The 17,148-nt window shown below is 62.8% G+C and carries 16 protein-coding genes; 8 read left to right on the top strand and 8 right to left on the bottom strand.

Annotation, left to right across the window (positions count from 1 at the left end; translation table 11 throughout):
• Nucleotides 1–26: 26 nt before the first annotated feature.
• Nucleotides 27–428 carry a peptide-methionine (R)-S-oxide reductase MsrB gene (gene msrB / locus CD932_RS17120; protein WP_094443997.1) on the bottom strand — a complete coding sequence of 134 codons (402 nt, stop codon included), beginning with the start codon at nt 426–428 and terminating at the stop codon, nt 27–29.
• A 9-nt stretch (nt 429–437) separates the two neighbouring features.
• Nucleotides 438–1,916, bottom strand: a complete 1,479-nt coding sequence (locus CD932_RS17115) for a YdiU family protein (RefSeq protein WP_094443996.1) — start codon at nt 1,914–1,916, stop codon at nt 438–440.
• 189 nt (nt 1,917–2,105) lie between these two features.
• Between CD932_RS17115 and CD932_RS17110 the strand changes: the two genes are divergently transcribed.
• Nucleotides 2,106–3,752 carry a 3-(methylthio)propionyl-CoA ligase gene (locus tag CD932_RS17110; protein WP_094443995.1) on the top strand — a complete coding sequence of 549 codons (1,647 nt, stop codon included), beginning with the start codon at nt 2,106–2,108 and terminating at the stop codon, nt 3,750–3,752.
• A gap of 153 nt (nt 3,753–3,905) precedes the next feature.
• Entirely contained in the window at nt 3,906–5,993 is a 2,088-nt protein-coding gene (locus CD932_RS17105) for a 3-hydroxyacyl-CoA dehydrogenase NAD-binding domain-containing protein (RefSeq protein WP_094443994.1), read from the top strand.
• A gap of 25 nt (nt 5,994–6,018) precedes the next feature.
• Here CD932_RS17105 and CD932_RS17100 read toward each other — a convergent pair whose 3' ends face one another.
• On the bottom strand, nt 6,019–6,855 hold the full coding sequence (locus tag CD932_RS17100) for an alpha/beta fold hydrolase (RefSeq protein WP_176461020.1): 837 nt from the start codon (nt 6,853–6,855) through the stop codon (nt 6,019–6,021).
• Between the two features lie 144 nt (nt 6,856–6,999).
• The gene (locus tag CD932_RS17095; RefSeq protein WP_094443992.1) at nt 7,000–7,239 is read right to left on the bottom strand and encodes a DUF2798 domain-containing protein; all 240 of its coding nucleotides are present in this window, start codon (nt 7,237–7,239) and stop codon (nt 7,000–7,002) included.
• 98 nt (nt 7,240–7,337) lie between these two features.
• Between CD932_RS17095 and CD932_RS17090 the strand changes: the two genes are divergently transcribed.
• A complete protein-coding gene (locus tag CD932_RS17090) occupies nt 7,338–8,246 on the top strand; it encodes a LysR family transcriptional regulator (protein ID WP_254926644.1) in 909 nt (302 codons plus the stop codon).
• On the opposite strand, the gene CD932_RS17085 is transcribed toward CD932_RS17090, so the two are convergent.
• Nucleotides 8,243–9,022 carry a nucleotidyltransferase domain-containing protein gene (locus CD932_RS17085; protein ID WP_094443990.1) on the bottom strand — a complete coding sequence of 260 codons (780 nt, stop codon included), beginning with the start codon at nt 9,020–9,022 and terminating at the stop codon, nt 8,243–8,245. The two genes, CD932_RS17090 and CD932_RS17085, sit on opposite strands and share 4 nt — an antisense overlap.
• 175 nt (nt 9,023–9,197) lie before the next feature.
• Here CD932_RS17085 and CD932_RS17080 point away from each other — a divergent pair, with 175 nt between their 5' ends.
• The gene (locus tag CD932_RS17080) at nt 9,198–9,398 is read left to right on the top strand and encodes a hypothetical protein (RefSeq protein WP_094443989.1); all 201 of its coding nucleotides are present in this window, start codon (nt 9,198–9,200) and stop codon (nt 9,396–9,398) included.
• Nucleotides 9,399–9,486: 88 nt separating this feature from the next.
• On the opposite strand, the gene CD932_RS17075 is transcribed toward CD932_RS17080, so the two are convergent.
• Nucleotides 9,487–11,187 (bottom strand): MFS transporter, encoded by a 1,701-nt coding sequence (locus CD932_RS17075; RefSeq protein ID WP_094443988.1) that lies wholly within the window; start codon nt 11,185–11,187, stop codon nt 9,487–9,489.
• Nucleotides 11,188–11,400: 213 nt separating this feature from the next.
• On the opposite strand from CD932_RS17075, the gene CD932_RS17070 reads away from it, so the two are divergent.
• The 4 genes from CD932_RS17070 (at nt 11,401) to CD932_RS17055 (ending at nt 14,475) form a co-directional block, all read left to right on the top strand.
• Nucleotides 11,401–12,579: an acetyl-CoA C-acyltransferase gene (locus CD932_RS17070; RefSeq protein ID WP_094443987.1), complete on the top strand. Its 1,179-nt coding sequence runs from the start codon at nt 11,401–11,403 to the stop codon at nt 12,577–12,579.
• 74 nt (nt 12,580–12,653) lie between these two features.
• Nucleotides 12,654–12,956 carry a Dabb family protein gene (locus tag CD932_RS17065; protein ID WP_094443986.1) on the top strand — a complete coding sequence of 101 codons (303 nt, stop codon included), beginning with the start codon at nt 12,654–12,656 and terminating at the stop codon, nt 12,954–12,956.
• A gap of 24 nt (nt 12,957–12,980) precedes the next feature.
• On the top strand, nt 12,981–13,976 hold the full coding sequence (locus CD932_RS17060; protein ID WP_094443985.1) for an NADP-dependent oxidoreductase: 996 nt from the start codon (nt 12,981–12,983) through the stop codon (nt 13,974–13,976).
• Between the two features lie 58 nt (nt 13,977–14,034).
• Complete coding sequence (locus CD932_RS17055) at nt 14,035–14,475, top strand: GNAT family N-acetyltransferase (protein ID WP_094444452.1); 441 nt, start codon at nt 14,035–14,037, stop codon at nt 14,473–14,475.
• 61 nt (nt 14,476–14,536) lie between these two features.
• On the opposite strand, the gene CD932_RS17050 is transcribed toward CD932_RS17055, so the two are convergent.
• Nucleotides 14,537–15,547 carry a ribose ABC transporter permease gene (locus CD932_RS17050; RefSeq protein ID WP_094443984.1) on the bottom strand — a complete coding sequence of 337 codons (1,011 nt, stop codon included), beginning with the start codon at nt 15,545–15,547 and terminating at the stop codon, nt 14,537–14,539.
• A 24-nt stretch (nt 15,548–15,571) separates the two neighbouring features.
• Nucleotides 15,572–17,071, bottom strand: coding sequence for a sugar ABC transporter ATP-binding protein (locus CD932_RS17045; RefSeq protein WP_094443983.1), 1,500 nt, complete (start codon nt 17,069–17,071; stop codon nt 15,572–15,574).
• Between the last annotated feature and the right edge of the window lie 77 nt (nt 17,072–17,148).

Below are 17,148 nucleotides of genomic sequence, written 5' to 3'. Positions count from 1 at the left end.
TGGCTTGGACAGGCCATTCCCCGGCTTTATGGCTGCGGATCGAAACGCAGCGAGGCGGAATTAATACAGTAACGCAAGCCGGTCGGTGGCGGACCGTCCGGGAATACGTGACCGAGGTGGGCGTCGCAGACGGCGCAAATGATCTCCGTGCGCTGCATGCCGTGGCTGCGGTCGACGATTTCCTTTACATTGGCCGGGTCCAGCGCCTGGAAGTAGCTGGGCCAGCCGCAACCGGAGTCGAATTTGGTATCGGACGCAAACAGCGGCGTGTTGCAGCACACGCAGGTATAGATGCCGTGCTCATGGTGGTCCCAGAATTTGCCCGTGAAAGCGCGTTCGGTAGCCGCATGGCGGGTGACCTGATACTCCATGGTATCGAGCATGGCACGCCATTCGGCGTCGGTTTTTTGTACTTTGGTGGTGGTCATGGGGGCTCCTTAGGATGAGCAGCTTACTTCAAGATGGCTGGCCCAGTCGGGCGGCAGGGCCGCATAGTGCTGGTGTTCGGGCTGTTCGTCAAATGGCTTTTGCAAAACCGCCAGCAATTGTGCCACTTCCGTGTAGTCCTGCTGCTGCGCCTTGTCGATGGCGACCTGGGCCAGGTAGTTGCGTAGCACGTATTTGGGGTTGACCTGGTCCATTGCAAGCTTGCGCGGCAAGTCGTCGCTCTGTTCGGCCACCAGGCGCGCGCGGTATTGCGCCGCCCAGCCATCAAACGCCGGGCGGTCGATGAACATGTCGCGCAACTGCGTGTCGTGCTCGGGAGCGGCGACCTGCAGATTGCCGAGGGAGCGGAAGAAATTGGTGAAGTCGACGTGATTGGCCTGCATCACGGCAAACATGGCGTCGAACAATTGGCTGTCGCCGCTTTGCTCCGTGCGCAAACCGAGCTTGGCACGCAGCAATTCGTTCATTTTCGCGGCGAAAGCAGGCTCGTAGCTGTCGAGCGCCACCTGCGCCAGGCTCACTTCGCCGATCAAAGGCAGCAGCGCCTGCCCCAGCGCATAACAGTTCCAGTGGCCCACCTGCGGCTGATTCGCATAGGAATAGCGGCCTTGGCTGTCGGTATGGTTGCAGATATGCTCGGCGTCGAATGCCTCCATGAAACCGAACGGGCCGTAGTCGAGCGTCAGGCCCAGAATCGACATATTGTCCGTATTCATCACCCCATGCATGAAGCCGACCGACTGCCACTGCGCGATCATGTGCGCCGTGCGCCGGCATACTTCGGCCAGCAAGGCCTGATAAGGCTTGTCGTGCGCGCGCAGTTCGGCGTAAAAATGGTCGATCACGTAGTCGGCGAGGATTTTCAGTTCCTCGGGCCGCTTGCGCGAGAACCAGTGCTCGAAGGAGCCAAAGCGGATAAAGCTGGGCGCCATGCGGGTGACGACGGCGGCCGTTTCCACCGTCTCGCGCATGATGCCTTGCGGCGAGCCCATGATGGACAGCGCGCGCGAGGTGGGTATGCCCAGCGCCGCCATCGCTTCCGAACACAAAAATTCGCGGATCGACGAGCGCAGCACGGCGCGTCCGTCGCCCATGCGCGAATATGGCGTGGCGCCGGCGCCTTTCAGTTGCAGCTCCATGGCGCCGTTCGGCGTGGCGATATCGCCCAGCAAGATGGCACGTCCATCGCCCAATTGACCGGCCCAGACGCCGAACTGGTGGCCCGAATACACGGCCGCCAGCGGCTGCGACTGCCCGGCGACGGCATTGCCGCTCAACAGCTCGACAAAATCGGGCTCGGCCAGGCGTGCCGGATCGAGGCCGATCAGGCTTGCCGCCGGCGCGCTGGCGGCGACGAAATACGGCGCCGCCAGCGGGGTTGGCATCAAGCGCGTGTAAAACGCGGGCGGCAAGGCCGCAAAGCCATTGTTCAGGGGGAGGGTGAGGGCGCGGATGGCAGTTCCAGTCATGTTGAGCTCGCAAGCCCGGCCGAGGGCCGAAACGGCGATTTTACCGCAGCGCGCGCTTCTCTGCGGCGCGCAGCGCAATCGAAGCCCTGGTGCCATGCTGCAGCGCAATATCGAAATGCGTTGACCAAAATAGCACGATCGGTCGAAACTGCATCTGCTTGCTTAAACACTCACACTCGAGGAGACGCGATGTCGGTATTCCAGGTCAGTCCATTGATGGGGCAGATGATGCATCAGCCCTTGTTAATTTCCAGCATCATCGAGTTCGCAGCGCGCCATCATGGCGACAGCGAGATCGTGTCGCGGCGGGTGGAAGGCGACATGCACCGCTACAATTATCGCGATTGCCACCAGCGCGCGCGGCGCCTGGCCAATGCACTGCACGGCCTTGGCGTGGGCATGGGAGACCGTGTCGCGACGCTGGCCTGGAACGGTTACCGCCACCTGGAAGCGTATTACGCCGTGTCCGGCTCGGGCGCCGTCTTGCACACCATCAATCCGCGCCTGTTTCCCGACCAGATCGCCTATATTTCGAACCACGCCGAAGACCAGGTGCTGCTGTTCGACCTGACGTTTCTGCCGGTGGTCGAAAAGATCGCCGCCAGCTGCCAGTTTGTGCGTCACTTTGTGCTGATGTGCGACCGCGACCGCATGCCGGCGGCCACCAGCATCCCCGACCTGCTGTGCTATGAAGACCTGATCGCCACCCATTCCGACCAGTACGAGTGGCCATTGTTCGACGAAAACGCGGCCGCCACCCTGTGCTACACCTCGGGCACCACCGGCAACCCCAAGGGTGCGCTGTATTCGCACCGCTCGACGGTCCTGCACGCCTACGCGGCGGCCTTGCCCAGCAGCCTGAATGTCTGCGCCTCCGATACTGTGTTGCCGGTCGTCCCCATGTTCCATGTCAACGCCTGGGGTCTGCCGTATGCGGTGCCTTTGTGCGGCGCGCGCCTGGTGTTTCCCGGCGCGGCGCTGGACGGCAAGTCGCTGTATGAACTGTTCGAGGCGGAAAAAGTGACGTTTTCGGCCGGCGTGCCCACCGTCTGGCTCGGCCTGCTCAACCATGTGGTGCAGAATAAATTGACGTTCTCGACCTTCCGCCGCACCGTGATCGGCGGCGCGGCGTGTCCACCGGCCATGATGGACACCCTGATCGACCAGCTTGGCGTGCAGGTGATCCACGCCTGGGGCATGACGGAAATGTCGCCGCTGGGCACCACCGGCGGCTTGCAGGCCAAGCACCTCGCCTTGCCGAAAGAACAGCAGCGCAAGATCCTGCAAAAGCAGGGCCATGCGATCTACGGCGTGGACATGAAGATCGTCGACGACGACGGCAAGGAACTGCCGTGGGATGGGGTCAGCTACGGCCATCTGCTGGTCAAGGGGCCGTGGATCATCGCTTCCTACTACAAGAACGAGGGCGGCGACGTGCTGCAGGACGGCTGGTTCCCCACCGGCGACGTGGCCACCATCGACATTGACGGCTACATGCAGATCACCGACCGCAGCAAGGATGTGATCAAGTCGGGCGGCGAGTGGATCGGCACCATCGACCTGGAAAACCTGGCCATGGCCCACCCGGCCGTGCTGCAGGCGGCCTGCATCGGCCTGTTCCACCCGAAATGGGATGAGCGCCCGGTGCTGGTGGTGGTGCTGCGGCCCGGCATGGCGGTCTCGCGCACCGAACTATTGCAGTTTTTCGACGGCAAGATCGCCAAATGGTGGACGCCGGACGACGTGCTGTTCGTCGACGCGCTGCCAATGGGGGCGACCGGCAAGATCCAGAAGAACAAGCTGCGCGAGCAGTTCAAGGGGCATCGTCTGGGGTAGCGCCAGCCAGCCTGCCTGTCTTGTCGCTGGCGTTCCGCAGTCCTGTACCATGCGGCCAGCTGCCGCTGGCCAGGATGGGAATAATACGAGCGTTCTTTTATGCGGTATAGTAAAGCCATCTCCGAGACACCCCACACCAACAAGGAAGAGACAATGAGCGCCGAGTATCAAGTCAACGGTTCCGTAGCCGTGATCACCCTCGCCAATCCACCGGTCAACGGTCTGGGACTGGCCACCCGCACGGCCGCCGTGGCCGGCATCAGGCAGGCGCTGGCCGACGACGCCATCAAGGCCATCGTCATTACCGGCGCCGGCAAGGCCTTTTCAGGCGGCGCCGATATCAAGGAATTCAATTCGCCCAAGGCGCTCGCCGAGCCTAGCCTGCATACCCTGATCAATGTGGTGGAACAGTCGACCAAGCCGGTGGTCGCCGCCATCCATAGCGTCTGCATGGGCGGCGGGCTGGAGCTGGCGCTGGGCTGCAATTACCGCGTCGCCTCGCCCGGTGCGCAGATGGCCTTGCCGGAAGTCAAACTGGGTATCTTGCCGGGCGCCGGCGGCACGCAGCGCCTGCCGCGCGTGCTGGGCCTGGAAATGGCGCTCAACATGATCGTCTCGGGCACGCCGGTAGCATCCGAAAAACTGGCCGGCACGGCCCTGTTCGACGAAGTGACCGCGCCTGGCGCCGACCTGTTGCAAGCCGCCGTGGCCTTTGCCGGCAAGGTGGCCGAGGTGCGCCCATTGCCGAAAGTGCGCGAGCGCAAGGTCGACTATCCGAATCATGAAGCGTTTTTGCAGTTTTCGCGCAATACCGTCAAGGCCATGGCCGGCCCGTTCCCGGCGCCCTTGCAATGCGTGGAAGCGGTGGCCGCCGCCGTGACGATGACATTCGACGATGGCCTGAAGTTCGAGCGCCAGCTGTTCATGCAGCTGGTGCAGTCGCCTGAATCGAAAGCGCTGCGCCACGCCTTCTTTGCCGAGCGCGTGGCCAGCAAGGTGCCGGACGTGCCGGCCGATACGCCGGTGCGCGCGATCGCCTCGGCCGCCATTGTTGGCGCCGGCACCATGGGCGGCGGCATTGCCATGAATTTTGCCAATGCCGGCATTGCCGTCAAGCTGCTGGAAACGCAACAGGACGCGCTGGACAAGGGCCTGGCGACGATCCGCAAGAATTATGAAAATACCGTCAGGAAGGGCAAGCTGAGCCAGGAAAAAGCCGAGCAGCGCATCGCGCTTGTCACCGGTACGCTGGACTATGCCGACATCGCCCAGGCCGATATCGTGGTCGAAGCCGTGTTCGAGGAGATGGGCGTCAAGCAAGCGGTATTCAGGCAACTCGACGCGGTCATGAAACCGGGCGCCATCCTGGCGTCGAACACCTCGACCCTGGACCTGGACCAGATCGCCGGTTTTACCAAACGCCCGCAGGACGTGGTCGGCACGCATTTTTTCAGCCCCGCCAATGTCATGAAGCTGCTGGAAATCGTGCGTGGCAAGGAAACGAGCAAGGAGGTGCTGGCCAGCGCGCTGGCGCTGTCGAAGAAGCTGAAAAAGACCGGCGTCGTCTCGGGCGTATGCGACGGCTTTATCGGCAACCGCATGATCGAGCAATACAGCCGCCAGGCCGGCTTCCTGCTCGAAGAAGGCTGTTTGCCGGAGCAGGTCGACAAGGCGGTGGAAAAATTCGGTTTTGCCATGGGCCCGTTCCGCATGGGCGACCTGGCCGGCAACGATATCGGCTGGGCCATCCGCAAGCGGCGCTACGTGCAAAAGCCCGACGTGACGTATTCGAAGACGGCCGACCTGCTGTGCGAACTGGGACGCTACGGCCAGAAGACGGGCGCCGGCTGGTATGACTACAAGGCGGGCGACCGCAAGGCGTATCCATCGGAACAGGTCAACGCCATGATAGTCCAGCATGCGCACGATATCGGCATCGAACGGCGCAAGATCAGCGACCGGGAAATCGTCGAACGCCTGGTCTATGCGCTGGTCAACGAGGGCGCGCGCATCGTGGACGAGGGCATCGCCTTGCGCGCCTCCGATATCGACATGGTGTACCTGACCGGCTACGGCTTCCCCTTGTACCGCGGCGGCCCGATGTTCTACGCCGATACCGTAGGTTTGCCGAATGTGCTCGATGCGATTGCCGGCTATGCCCAGGGGCGGCATGGCGCGGCGTGGGTGCCGGCGCCGTTGCTGGCCAGGCTCGTTGCCGAAGGCAAGGGATTTAATAGTTAAACCCAGTGCCTGCCATCAGGGGTGGTTATTTCTTTTTAACCACCATCTTGACCGCCTCGTTGACGATCACCGGATTGTCCTTCTGGATGTAATAGCCGGCGCCCGTGATGCGCTCGATGGCGGGCGCACCCGACAGGCGCTGCCAGTCTTTTTCCAGGGCCCGCACCAGGGTCTCGTACGAACCCATTTCCTCGATGCCGAACTTGTCGCGCACCAGCAGCATGGCTGGCGTGCGCAGCGGCGTTTTCAGGTCGACATGCTGCAGGCATTGAGATTGCGCGTCGAATTCGGCCGTTTCGGTGCTGTTGAACATCAGCTTGCGCCGGGTTTTGAGCAGCATGGCGTAGGTGGTGGCCTCCGTCTGCATGCGCTGCCATTGCTGCGGATGCGTGGGGTCGAGCAGGATCAGGCCGGCCACGTCCTGCGGATACAGCCTGGCATACACATACTGATACAGTCCGCCCAAGCCCTGTCCGACCAGGATATACGGCGGTTTGAGGCCCGCCTGCGCCAGCAGCGCGCGCTGCTGGGCGGCGATGGTGCAGGGGTCGCGCGGGGTGGTGGTTTTCTGGCTGGCGCCATAGCCGGGCCGGTCATATGCCAGTACGCTGTGCTGTTTTGCCACTTCCTGCACCACGCCGTCCCACACCTCCTTGCCGTCGCCCAGGCCCGACTGGAACACCACGGGCAGCGCACCCTGGCCGGTCAGGGTGTAGGCGATGGTGGCGTCGGGCAGGGTGGCGCTGGCGGGCGGAGCCGGCTTTGGCGCGGACGAGGGCAGCATGGAGCAGCCGGACAGCAACAGCGCAACGCTGCCGAGGAAAATCGCGCGCGCGGGGCGGACGGCGGATAGATGCTGCATGGAGCTCCTTCTTGGTTCACGGATCGGTATGACGACAGCCATTATAGGCACATCATACGGTGATGAAAACATTGAACAGAAGGAAATTCCCATGCTTTTCCGCCCAGCGTGCGCTGGCACACGCTGGGCCGTCACGGCCTCCTGTCAGCCACCACGCTTGAAGCGCAGCAGCAACTGGCGGCTGATGCCCTGCACCCGCGGCGCGAACAGCATCACGGCGCAAAACGCCACCGGCCAGGCTGCCAGGAAGGCATGGCGCCAGCGCGCCAGAAAATCTTCGCGCAGGCCGATATTGAGCCAGGTCACCCAGGCGCTCATCAGCAAGGTCATCAGCAGCGACATGATGATGGCAAATACAAAACGCAAACGCAGGGCTTCGGACATGGCGGTCTTTCAAAAAAGTGAACAGAGCAACAGCTTAAGCACTTGCAACAATCTATACTAGATGCATATTTTTAATCTGAAATTCCAGGAATGGAATAATGTCCGCTATGTTAGATGACCTGGCCCTGTTTGTCGCCATCGTGGAGGCGGGCAGCCTGAACGCTGCGGCGGCAGCCGAAGACTTGCCGCCAGCCACCGTCACGCGGCGGCTGCAGAAGCTGGAAAGCCAGCTGGGCTACCGCTTGCTCAACCGCAGCGCACGGCGCATGCAGCCAACGGCGGAAGGCTGGCAATACTATGAGCAGTGCCGTCCCCTGGTGCACGCCTTGCGGCAGGCCACGCGCCAGCTCGATGCCAGCCTGTCGGCCGTGTCGGGCTCGATACGCGTGCTGGCGCCCGTCAATTTCGCCAGTGGCCTGCTGACGCCGGCCTGGATCAGCTTCATGCGCCAGTATCCCGCCATCCGGCTCGAGCTGGAATTGTCGAACCGGCTGCAGGACATGGTGAGCAGCGGCGCCGATCTGGCCATCCGCGTCGGCGCGCTCGACGATTCGTCGCTGATGCAGCGCCGCCTCGGCAGCGCCGCGCTGGTGATGGTGGCCGCGCCCGCTTATCTGGCGCGCGCCGGCACGCCGCAAGACCTGGCGTCATTGGCACAGCATGAGTTGATCGTGGCCGAGCCGCTGCGCACCTGGCGCCTGCGCCGCCCCGGCGACGGCGCCGAGATGGTGTTGCAGCCGCAGGCGCGCCTGAGGGTCAATGAAATGCGCCTCGCGGTCGAGATGGCCGAAGCGGGCATCGGCGTGCTGCTGTGCCCGCTGCTGCAATGCCGCGCGGAGGTAGCCGACGGTCGCCTGGTGCGCGTGCTGCCCGACTGGATGCCGCAGCCGCGCCATGTGTATGCCGTATGGACCCAGCGCCGCTACTTGCCGGCCCGCGTCAGGGTGTTGCTGGAACACCTGGCGCGTTTTGCGCAAGATTGTCCGGCGCTCAACGAACCGACCTAACGCCGATCCTGCAACTGCTGCGCCAGCCAGGTGGCAAAGGCGCGCAGGCGCGCCGGCAGTTGCGCGTCCGGCTCACCGCCCGGGCCCGCATGCACCATGAAAAAATCGATCTGCTCGCGCATCGCCGGATAGCGGCTCAAGAACAAGGCTGCGTGCTGTTCCAGGGTTTGCGGCCACGACGGTTCATGTTCCGCGCGCAGCACGCTGGTGGCGCGGATCAGCTTGCGCGCCGCTTCGCGTTGCCGGCGCACGATTTTTGCCGCATCCGGGGGCTGTTCCCGCAGTTGCTCGATCTCCCGTGCCTGGCGTCCGAGTACCTCGACGGCGTCGCCATTGATGGCCAGGGCGATGGTGCGCGACGGCGGGAACGGCGTGAAGCAGCGGGACAGGTCGTTGCCCCAGATGCAGCGGCAGTGGTGCTTGAGCCAGTAGCCCCAGCTGTGCAGGTGGCGCGGCGCCAGCGCGTCGATGCGGGTGCCGATATCGAAATCGATCTTGCTCACTTCGGGATGGCGCGCCGCCAGCGCCAGGCGCAGCGCTTCGAGCATGCTGGTGTCGCGCGGCGCAGGCCGGTGGCGCAGGATCAGGGTCACGTCCAGGTCCGACACGCCCGGCACGGCGTCGCCGCGCGCCACACTGCCGTACAAATAAATACCATCGAGCAGCTCGCCGGCCTGCGCGTGCAAGGCGGTGCGCAGGTCGTCGATCAGGTCCAGATAGGCCGCCTGGAATGGGCCGCAGGGAGCGGGGGGGATGGTGTGCGTGCTAACGGTCATGCTATGGGCGGGTGTTTGAAAAGGCGGACTGTAGCATGCGGCAGCGCTCACCTTTCCAAAATGTAAAACCGAGCGCTTGTACTTTTCGTCATGATCGCGTTAAGATAAAGCTGTCGAGCGTTCTTTGTCGTGCAGTCCTTTCGCAGTTCATTCACACCATGCCATGAGAGATGCAATGAAATATCTGATCGTCCCCTGTTTGTTGGCCATCACCGGCTGCGAGGTTTTGTATGATGCGAATCGGGACAAGATCGGTGAGTACTGCAACAGTCTCAACAATTTTGACGACCGCAACGCCTGCCGCAAGCGCAACCAGACCAGCTACCAGGAATATGTGCAGCAGCGCGACCAGAAGAAGGGCGCGAACGAAAAATAAGCCGGGTCCGGCATGAAAAAACGCCGCCGGGAGCTTTCCCGGCGGCGTTTTTTTGATGCACCGGCGCTCTGGCCGGTGCGGCGCTGCATCAGTCGTCGGCGTAGATATTGTTGTCCTTGGTTTCACGCACGAACAGGGTGCCGATCACCACCGTGGCCAGGGCCACCACGATCGGATACCACAGGCCATAATAGATGTCGCCCTTGAAGGCCACCAGCGCAAACGCGGTGGTCGGCAGCAGGCCGCCGAACCAGCCATTGCCGATATGGTAAGGCAGCGACATCGAGGTATAGCGTATGCGGGTCGGGAACATTTCCACCAGCATGGCGGCGATCGGGCCGTACACCATGGTCACGTACAGCACCAGGATAAACAGCAGCAGCACCACCATCGGCTTGTTGATGCGGTCAGGGTCGGCCTTGGCAGGGTAGCCCGCTTCCTTGACGCCGGCGCCGATTTCTTTCTTGAAGGCCGCTTCTTTCGCTTTGCTGTCGGCATCGAAGTTCAGGCCGTCGGCCGTCATGACGGCGTTAAAGGACGTAAACTCCTTGGCGCCGATGCGCACCTTGGCCAGGCTGCCGGCCGGTGCGTCTTCCTTGGTGTAGTTCACCGAACTGTTCGACAAAAAGCCGGTGGCGATGTCGCACGAAGATGGGAACTTCTTGGTGCCGGTCAGGTTGAACTGGAAGTGGCAGGACGCCGGATCGGCCACCACCACCACCGGCGAATTCTTCAGTGCCGTTTCCAGCTGCGGATTGGCGAAGTGGGTCAGGCCGCTGAAGATCGGGAAGTAGGTCAGGGCGGCGATCAGGCAGCCGCCGAGAATGATGTACTTGCGGCCGATGCGGTCCGACAGGCTGCCGAAGAACAGGAAGAATGGCGTGCCGAGCAGCAGGGCGACGGCGATCAGGATATTGGCCGTGGCCAGGTCCACTTTCAGGGTCTGGATCATGAAGAACAGGGCGTAGAACTGGCCCGTGTACCACACCACGGCCTGGCCGGCGGTCAGGCCGATCAGGGCCAGGATCACGATTTTCAGGTTGCGCCACTGGCCGAAGGCTTCGGTCAGCGGGGCTTTCGAGGTCTTGCCTTCGGCTTTCATCTTGGAAAACGCCGGCGATTCATTCATGGCCAGGCGGATCCACACAGAAATACCAAGCAGCACCACCGACACCAGGAACGGCACGCGCCAGCCCCAGGCTTCGAACGCTGCTTCTCCGGTCGCCAGGCGGGTACCGAGGATGACCATCAGCGACAGGAAAAAGCCCAGCGTGGCCGTGGTCTGTATCCAGGCGGTAAAGGCCCCGCGCTTGCCTTCGGGAGCGTGTTCGGCCACATAGGTGGCTGCGCCGCCGTATTCGCCGCCCAGCGCCAGGCCTTGCAAAATGCGCAGCATGACGAGGATGATCGGTGCGGCGATGCCGATCGAGGCATGGCCCGGCAGCAGGCCGACGATAAAGGTCGAGCCGCCCATGATCAGGATGGTGATCAAAAAGGTATATTTACGACCGATCATGTCGCCCAGGCGGCCAAACACCAGTGCGCCGAACGGACGCACGATAAAGCCGGCGGCAAAGGCCAGCAGCGCGAAAATGAAGGTGGTGGTGGGGTCGCCGATAAAGAACTGCTTGGCGATAATCGATGCGAGCGAACCGTACAGATAAAAGTCGTACCACTCAAAGACGGTGCCGAGCGAGGAAGCAAAGATGACCTTGCGTTCCTCCTTGGTCATCGGCGCCCCTTTGGCCGCAAATTTCCGCACGTCGGCCGAGCCGGATGGTGTTGCCATGGTGTTGTCTCCCTATGTTTTATAGTGAACCGTTGCCGAGGTCTTGCTGACCATTCTTGCAACAGCTAAGGGCAGTCTGTCCCTGCAACCTTACGCGGCGCTTACAATATCGACGTTCTGCAAACGCTTTGCAAGGCCTTTGCAGATAGCGAACGACCGTACTTAAATATGCTATTCTCAGCCACCTACTTACTATCACCCAGGAGACGTAACATGAATGAAGCCGTCATCGTATCGACCGCCCGCACCGGCCTGGCCAAATCCTGGAAAGGCGCATTCAACATGACGCATGGCGCCACCATGGGCGGCCATGTGCTGGCCGCCGCCATCGCGCGCGCCGGCATCGAGGCGGGCGAAGTGGAAGACGTGCTGGCCGGCTGCGCCTCTCCCGAAGGCGCCACCGGCGGCAATATCGCGCGCCAGATCGCCCTGCGCGCAGGCTGTCCCGTCACCACTGGCGGCATGACCATCAACCGTTTCTGTTCCTCTGGCCTGCAGGCGATCGCCATGGCCGCGCAGCGCATCATGGCCGGCGAAGGCGATATTTATGCTGCCGGCGGGGTCGAGTCGATTTCCTGCGTGCAGAACGAAATGAACAAGCATATGCTGCGCGAAGTGTGGCTGCAGGAAAACAGGCCGGCCCTGTACTGGCCGATGCTGCAAACGGCGGAAACCGTCGCCCGGCGCTATGGCATCTCGCGCGAACGCCAGGACCAGTACGGCGCGCAAAGCCAGCTGCGGGCGGCGAGCGCCCAGGCCGCCGGCCGGTTCGACGCCGAGATCGTTGCCATGAGCACCACCATGGGCGTGGCCGACAAGGCCAGCGGCATGCTGACCACGCGCGAAGTGACGATTGCCGCCGACGAAGGCATCCGTGCCGACACCACCTACGAAGGCGTGTCGAAAATCCGCCCGGCCGTGCCAGGCGGCGTCATCAGTGCCGGCAACGCCAGCCAGTTTTCCGACGGCGCATCGATGGCCATCGTGATGAACGCGAAAGTGGCCGAGGCGAAAGGCCTGCAGCCGCTGGGCATCTTCCGCGGCTTTGCCGTGGCCGGCTGCGAACCCGATGAAATGGGCATCGGCCCCGTGTTCGCGATCCCGAAGCTGCTGAAAAAAGCCGGCCTGACGGTGGCCGATATCGGTCTGTGGGAACTCAATGAAGCGTTCGCCGTGCAGGTGCTGTATTGTGCCGACACGCTGGGCATTCCGATGGAGCGCCTGAACGTCAATGGCGGCGCGATTGCCGTCGGCCATCCTTACGGCGTATCGGGCGCCCGCCTGACGGGCCACGCCCTGATCGAAGGCAAGCGGCGCGGCGTGAAATACGTGGTGGTCACCATGTGCATCGGCGGCGGCCAGGGCGCGGCCGGCTTGTTCGAAGTGCTCTAGCCCGGGCTAGCGTGCTGCACAGCGAGCCGATAGCGGTTACAGTATTGGCTCTCTCGTACTCCATTGCCCCCATCATGATCAAGCACATTGTTTTCTGGAAACTCAAGGAACACGCCGAAGGCGCTGACCGCGCCACCAACGCCGTGAAGCTCAAGGCCCTGCTCGACAGCTGTTCTTCGCTGGTGCCCGGCATATTGAAATTCGAAGCGGCCGTGGCCCAGAGCGGCCTGGAAGCGACTTATGACATCGTGCTGTACAGCGAGTTCGACAGCCGCGAGTCGCTCGACGCCTACCAGAACCATCCCGAACACGTGAAGATCAAGCCGTTTTTTGGCGCCGTGCGCGAGTCACGGCAATGCATGGATTACGAGATTTAACGTCACCAACATCAAAGGAACGCCATGACCACCTTCCAACGCATCGTCCTCGCCTCCCGCCCTACAGCCGAAGTCCAGCCCGATAACTTCCGCCTGGAAACTGTCGAGATACCCACCATCAAGGATGGCGAGCTGCTGGTACGCAATCATTACCTGTCGCTGGACCCCTATATGCGCGGCCGCATGAGCGAGAGCAAGAGCTACGCGGCCTCGCAGGCTTTGGGCGAGACCATGATCGGCGGCACCGTCGGCGAAGTGATCGAATCGAAACACCCGAAATTCACGGTGGGCGACACCGTCGTCGGCGCCCTGGGCTGGACTGAAGTGGCCGTGTCCGACGGCACCATGCTGCGCAAGGTCGATACCAGCGATGTGCCGGAATCGGCCTACCTGGGGTCGGTCGGCATGCCCGGCATGACGGCCTGGTACGGCTTAAACCATATCATGGCGCCGAAAGCGGGCGAAACGGTGGTGGTGTCGGCCGCCAGCGGCGCCGTCGGCAGCGTGGTGGGCCAACTGGCCAAGCTCAAAGGCTGCCGCGTGGTCGGCATTGCCGGCGGCCCGGAAAAATGCGCCTATGTGGTGGACGAGCTGGGCTTTGATGCCTGCGTCGACTACAAGGCGGGCAAGCTGGAAGCCGACCTGGAAGCGGCTACCCCAAGCGGCATCGACGCCATCTTTGAAAACGTCGGCGGCAAGGTATTTGACACGGCGCTGGCGCGCACCAACGCCTTTGGCCGCATCGCCCTGTGCGGCTGGATCGCCGGCTATGACGGCCAGCCGACCCCCATCGACAATTTCCGCCTGATCCTGATCAACCGCCTGACCGTGCGCGGCTTTATCGTCGGCGAGCAGCCGGAACTGTGGCCGGAAGGCCTGGCCGAGCTGGGCAAGCTGGTGGCGTCGGGCCAGCTGAAATTCCGCGAGTCCGTCGCCGACGGCCTGGCCAGCGCGCCGCAAGCGTTCATCGGTCTGTTGAAAGGCCGTAACTTCGGCAAGCAGCTGGTCAAGCTCAGCTGATTTTCCCGGCATCGCGGGCCGTGCGACAATGGCGGCCTGTTTCCACTCCGATGCCATCATGAATCACGATACAAGCAACTACACCATCCGCCTCGGCGACTGGGCCACCTTGGGCCCCGACGCGTCCACCATCCGTTTTGCAGTCTTTGTTGATGAACAAAAGGTTCCCGCCGAGATCGAACTCGACGAGATGGACGCCGTCTGCCTGCACGCCGTTGCCTATGACGCTGTTGGTAGCGCCATCGGCACCGGCCGCTTGCTGCCGGACGGCCATATCGGCCGCATGGCCGTGCGCCAGCCTGGCCGCGGCAGCGGTGTCGGCGGCGCCATTTTGCAATTGCTGATGGCGCAGGCGCGCGAACGCGGCGACGCCGCCGTGGTGCTCAATGCGCAGAGCGTGGCCGCGCCATTCTATGCGCGCCATGGTTTTGTGCAGCAGGGGGAGGAGTTCGAGGAGGCGGGGATAGCGCATATTGAAATGCGCCTGGTGATCAAGTAAAGCAACTGCTGGGGTCAGCCCCCCGTCACCGTTAGCGGTGTTGAGGGTCTGACCCCGGACTTTAATTCTGCGCGTGGCTCTGACGCCATTTATCGAGAATCACCGCAAGAACAATCACCACGCCCTTGGCCACATACTGCCAGAACGACGACAGGCCCAGGATGGTCAAGCCGTTGTTCATCACGCCGATGATCAGGGCGCCGATCACGGTGCCCCAGACGGAACCGACGCCGCCCATCAGGCTGGTGCCGCCCAGCACCACCGCAGCAATCGCGTCGAGCTCATAGCCGGTGCCCCAGTTGCCGTTGGCCGCATACAGGCGGCTGGCCGACATGGCGCCGCCCAGGCCGGCGAACAGGCCGCTGATCGTGTAGACAAACATCAGTACCAGGCCGACCTTGATGCCGGTCAGGCGGGCCGCCTGGATATTGCCGCCGACAGCATAAATATGCAGGCCGAGGGTGGTCTTGCGCAGGATAAACCAGGTCAGGATCACCACCAGCGCGGCCAGCCAGATCAGCCAGGGAATGGCCAGGAAGCTGCCGTTGCCCATCCATTCGAAGCTCGGGATCTCCGTGTTCAGCACGCTGGTGCCGTCGGCCAGCAAATAGGCCGCGCCGCGCAGCGCCGTCATGGTACCCAAGGTCACCACAAACGGGTTCAGGCCGACCAGCGCCACCAGTACGCCGTTCAGGGCGCCCAGCAGCAGGCCGACGATCAGGAAGGTGGGGATCGAGAAGCCGGCGAACTGCGCCGACAGCGACATCAGCATGCCGGCTACGGCCGACACCGCCAGCACCGAGCCGACCGACAGGTCGATGCCGCTGGTGAGAATGACAAAGGTCATGCCCGAGGCGAGCACGATATTGATCGACACCTGGCGGAAGATATTCATGGTGTTGTTGCTGGTCATGAAGGTCGACTCGCCACTGGCCGAGAAATACACGGTCAGGCCGTACATGGCCAGGTAGAGCACCACCAGCACGGGCAGCATGCCCAGGCGGCGCATCAGGTTCGAGGCATTGAAAGGTTGGCGGGCGTTGGCCGCGCCGCCGGTGGTGGTGGTAGTCATGATAGTTCTCCCTGTATTGATTTTTTAAGCGGCGTCCAGATGGGTGGCATAGGCAAGGATTTTTTCCTGCGTGATATCGTCGCCCGTTACTTCGCCCGTCAGGCGGCCTTCGCACATCACCATCACGCGGTCGCAGATGCCGACCAGTTCGGCCAGTTCGCTGGAAATGCACAGCACGGCCGTGCCCGAGTCCGCCAACTGGTGGATGATCTTGTAGATCTCGCTTTTGGCACCGACGTCGACGCCGCGCGTCGGCTCGTCGAGGATCAGCACTTTCGGCTTGATCGCCAGCCAGCGCGCCAGCAGCACTTTTTGCTGGTTGCCGCCCGACAGGCCGCCGACGATGCCTTCCGGTCCCGATACTTTCACGTTCAGGCTGCTGATCGCCTCGCGCGTGAGGCGGGTCAGCGCGCGGCGGTCGACCACGCCGGCCGTCGCGTTCTGCGACAGGATGTTCATCGACATGTTTTCCATCGCCGACAACTGCATGAACAGCCCCAGGCTCTTGCGGTCTTCCGGCAGGTAGCCGATGCCGTGGCGGATCGCGGCCAAAGGCTCGCCGATATGCACTTCCTGGCCGTCGAGCCAGACCTGGCCCGACTGCTTCTTGTCGGCGCCAAAGATCAGGCGCGCCAGTTCCGTGCGGCCGGCACCGACCAGGCCCGCCAGTCCCGTCACTTCACCGGCGTGCAGCACGAAGCTGGCCGGCTTGACCTTGCCTGCGCCGACATTTTCCACGCGCAGGCGCTCGGCGCCGCGCGCGGTGCGCCGCTCGTGCGAATAAAAGTCGTCGGCGGGCCGGCCGACCATCATTTGCACGACTTTTTTCTGATCGAGTTCGTCCTTGCCCAGCTCGCCCACATAGGCGCCGTCGCGCAGCACCGTGATACGGCGCGCCAGGCGTTCCACCTCGGCCATGCGGTGGCTGATGTAGAGGATGGCCAGGCCTTTGTCGCGCTGTTCTTCGATAATGCGGAACAATTGTTCGGTTTCACGGTCGGACAGGGCCGCCGTCGGTTCGTCCATGATCAGGATGCGGCTCTCGTGCACCAGGGCACGGGCAATTTCCACCTGCTGCTGCTCGGCGATCGATAACGTCGAGACCATGGTGTCGGCGTTGAAGCGTGAACCGAGGTCGGCCAGAATGGCATTGGTACGGGCGCGCATTTCGCCGCCCCTGACGGTAAAGAACGGTCCCTTGGGCTCGCTGCCCATGAAGACGTTCTGCGCCACCGTCATGTTTTTGGCCACGCTCAGTTCCTGGTAGATCAGGTTGATGCCCAATGCGCGGGCCTCGCCCGGATTGCGGATCCTGATCGGCTTGCCATCCAGGATGATTTCACCGGCGTCGGGGGTGTACACGCCTGACAGGATTTTCATCAGGGTACTTTTTCCAGCACCGTTTTCGCCCATCACGGCATGGATTTCGCCGCTGCGCACCGTCAGGTGCACGCCGCGCAGCGCGCGCGTGGCGCCAAAGCGCTTCTCGATGCCGCGCATTTCAAAAATGATTTCGTCGCTCATGACTGTCCTTCCTTGCTTTGAAACTGCCGCCCGCCACCGGCCGAAGCCGGAGCGGACGACGCGTGGTTCAGGTCAGC

This window comes from Janthinobacterium sp. PC23-8, assembly GCF_002250505.1.
GTDB lineage: Bacteria > Pseudomonadota > Gammaproteobacteria > Burkholderiales > Burkholderiaceae_D > Janthinobacterium.
The sequence above is the reverse complement of the archived record's forward strand: the minus strand, read 5'-3'. Positions and strand labels throughout refer to the sequence as shown.